General features: G+C 60.1%; 3 protein-coding genes and 2 pseudogenes. All 5 read right to left on the reverse strand.

The window, feature by feature from the left end:
- Positions 1–178 (reverse strand): annotated as a pseudogene (locus ACIOWA_RS27675) (NADH-quinone oxidoreductase subunit M); the annotation flags it as partial.
- Between the two features lie 39 nt (positions 179–217).
- On the reverse strand, positions 218–2,071 hold the full coding sequence (nuoL, locus tag ACIOWA_RS27680; RefSeq protein ID WP_401162902.1) for an NADH-quinone oxidoreductase subunit L: 1,854 nt from the start codon (positions 2,069–2,071) through the stop codon (positions 218–220).
- Positions 2,068–2,376 (reverse strand): NADH-quinone oxidoreductase subunit NuoK, encoded by a 309-nt coding sequence (gene nuoK, locus ACIOWA_RS27685; RefSeq protein ID WP_003223790.1) that lies wholly within the window; start codon positions 2,374–2,376, stop codon positions 2,068–2,070. Before nuoK ends, nuoL begins: the two co-directional genes overlap by 4 nt.
- A gap of 3 nt (positions 2,377–2,379) precedes the next feature.
- The gene (gene nuoJ, locus ACIOWA_RS27690) at positions 2,380–2,880 is read right to left on the reverse strand and encodes an NADH-quinone oxidoreductase subunit J (protein WP_339434123.1); all 501 of its coding nucleotides are present in this window, start codon (positions 2,878–2,880) and stop codon (positions 2,380–2,382) included.
- Between the two features lie 9 nt (positions 2,881–2,889).
- A pseudogene (locus tag ACIOWA_RS27695) lies at positions 2,890–3,057 on the reverse strand (NADH-quinone oxidoreductase subunit I); the annotation flags it as partial.
- Positions 3,058–3,099 lie beyond the last annotated feature (42 nt).

The raw sequence follows: 3,099 nt of genomic DNA on the forward strand, positions 1-3,099 counted from the left end.
CGCCAGGCTCCGGAGCATTTGTATCGTCACCGTGGTCCCACAGCCAGAGGCCGAGGGCGAGTTCCAGGGTCATGGTCAACAGCGCAATCCAGCGGGGCAGGGTAGCGCCGAAGCGCTCACCCATCCAGCACAGCAGGCCGCCGATGAAGGGGATCAGGATTAGCCAAGGCAGAATCATGACGGGCTCGTTTCCTTTCGCAAATTCGCAAGGTTCATATCAGACCGCTACCAGCACGATGGCGCCGATTACCAGCACGGCACCAGCAGCCATGGAAGCCGCATACCAACGCAGTTGACCGGTCTCGGTGCGACTCAGGGCAGTGTGACCGCCCTTGGCCATACGCGGGATCAGACCGATGGTCTGGTCGAGCGGGTCTTTGCGCAGTACGTGGCTGATCGCAAGGTAAGGCTTGACGAACAGTTTGTCGTAGATCCAGTCGAAGCCCCAGGCAGCGAACCACCAGGCCGAAAGGAAACGGCCGATGCCGCTGTTGGCGATTGCCGTCACGAAGCGACGCTTGCCGAGGAACAGCAGGGCCGCCAGCAGGATACCGGCCAGGGCGATGGCGCCCGACGCGATTTCCAGACTGTGCTTGGCTTCGCCACCGGCATGACCAACGCTTTGCGGCAGTACGCCGTGCAGCGGTGGCACGATCATGGCGCCGACGAAAGTCGACAGCACGATCAGCACCGACAGTGGCAGCCAGTGAGCGATGCCGTGACCGGCGTGAGCTTCGGTCTTGGCTTCACCGTGGAACGTGATGAAGATCAGGCGGAAGGTGTACAGCGAGGTCATGAACGCACCGACCAGGCCGGCATAGAGCAGGCCGTGATTGCCGCTGGCGAACGCTTCCCAGAGGATTTCGTCCTTGGAGTAGAAGCCTGCGGTCAACAGTGGGAGAGCAGACAGGGCCGCGCCGCCGACGATGAAGCTGGCGTAGGCCAGTGGCAGTTTCTTCCACAGACCGCCCATCTTGAAGATGTTCTGCTCGTGGTGGCAGGCAACGATCACCGCACCGGAAGCCAGGAACAGCAGGGCCTTGAAGAAGGCGTGGGTCATCAGGTGGAAAATCGCGCCATCCCATGCACCGACGCCCAACGCCAGGAACATGTAGCCGATCTGGCTCATGGTCGAGTAGGCGAGGATACGTTTGATGTCGGTTTGCACCAGTGCTGCGAAACCTGCCAGCACCAGCGTCACTCCGCCCACGATGCCGACCAGGTGCAGGATGTCCGGCGCCAGGGTGAACAGACCGTGGGTACGGGCGATCAGGTAGACACCGGCGGTTACCATGGTGGCGGCGTGGATCAGTGCCGAAACCGGCGTCGGGCCAGCCATCGCGTCCGCGAGCCAGGTTTGCAGTGGCAGTTGTGCCGATTTACCGACCGCACCGCCCAGCAGCATCAGGGTCGCCAACGTGATCCAGAAATCGCCGACCTGGAATTTCTGCGGTGCCAGCACCAGCAGTTCCTGGATGTTCAACGTGCCCACTTGCTGGAACAGGATGAACAGGCCGATGGCCATGAACACGTCGCCGATGCGGGTCACGATGAAGGCCTTGAGTGCGGCGTTCCCGTTGTTGCGGTTGCAGTAGTAGAAACCGATCAACAGGTACGAGCACAGGCCCACGCCTTCCCAGCCGAAGTACAGGAACAACAGGTTATCGCCCAGTACCAGGAACAGCATGCTGGCGATAAACAGGTTGGTGTACGAGAAGAAGCGCGAGTAACCCGCTTCGCCGCGCATGTACCAGGACGCGAACAGGTGGATCAGGAAACCTACACCGACAACCACGCCGAGCATGGTGATCGACAGGCCATCGACGTAGAGGGCGAAGTCAGGCTTGAAGCCTTCGACCGCCATCCACTTCCACAGTACCAGCGTGTAGTGACCGCCTTCGGGTGGCGCGACGTTGAATTGCCAGATGACGTAGGCGGCGACAATCGCCGACAAGCCAATGGAACCCACGCCGATCAGCGCCGAGAGGTTTTCCGACCAGCGTCCACGGGAGAACGACAGCAGCAGGAAACCGATCAGAGGGAATACGAAAGTCAGAAAGATAAGATTCATCCGCGCATCTCACTGGCAGCGTCGATATCGAGCGTGTGGAAGCGGCGATACAGTTGCAGCAGGATCGCCAGACCAATACTGGCCTCGGCGGCTGCAAGGCTGATCACCAGGATGAACATGATCTGTCCATCCGGCTGGCCCCAACGGGCGCCTGCAACAATGAACGCCAGTGCCGAGGCGTTCATCATTACTTCCAGACTCATCAACACGAACAAAATGTTGCGGCGGACCATCAGGCCGACCAGACCAAGGCAGAACAGGATGCCGGCGACGGCTAATCCATGTTCGAGAGGGATAGCAGGCATGTCTTACTCCTTCGCCTCGTTACGGCCCAAATGGAACGCCGTGACGGCTGCGGCGAGCAGCAGCATCGAGGCGAGTTCGACCACCAGCAGATACGGGCCGAACAGGCTGACGCCCACGGCTTTTGCATCGACGGTGGTGTGGCCGATGGCCTGACCGCTCTGGTGAGCGAACAGCACATACAGCAGTTCGGCCAGCAGCAAGGCTGCGAGAATCACCGGCCCTGCCCAGATGCCGGGCTTGAGCCAGGTACGTTCCTGCTGAACCGAGGCCGGGCCCAGGTTCAGCATCATTACCACGAACACGAACAGCACCATGATGGCGCCGGCGTAGGCGATCACTTCCAGCACGCCGGCGAACGGCGCGCCGAGTGCGAAGAAGGTCATGGCCACGGCTATCAACGAGATGATCAGGTAGAGCAGGGCGTGCACAGGGTTGGTGTTGGTGATCACGCGTAGCGTGGACACAACAGCGATACCCGATGCGAAATAGAAAGCGAATTCCATCGTTCTTCCTTAAGGCAGCAAGCTCTTCACGTTGATCGGTTCGGCTTCGTTCTGCGCGCTGCCTTTGGGCTTGCCAGCGATTGCCATACCTGCAACACGATAGAAGTTGTAATCAGGGTTTTTGCCGGGGCCAGAGATCAAAAGATCTTCTTTCTCGTACACCAGGTCCTGACGTTTTTTATAGGGGGAAGAGCACTATAGGGGGTTGGGGGGGGTGGG

It is taken from the genome of Pseudomonas sp. NPDC087614 (genome assembly GCF_044743485.1).
GTDB classification, from domain to species: domain Bacteria; phylum Pseudomonadota; class Gammaproteobacteria; order Pseudomonadales; family Pseudomonadaceae; genus Aquipseudomonas; species Aquipseudomonas baetica_A.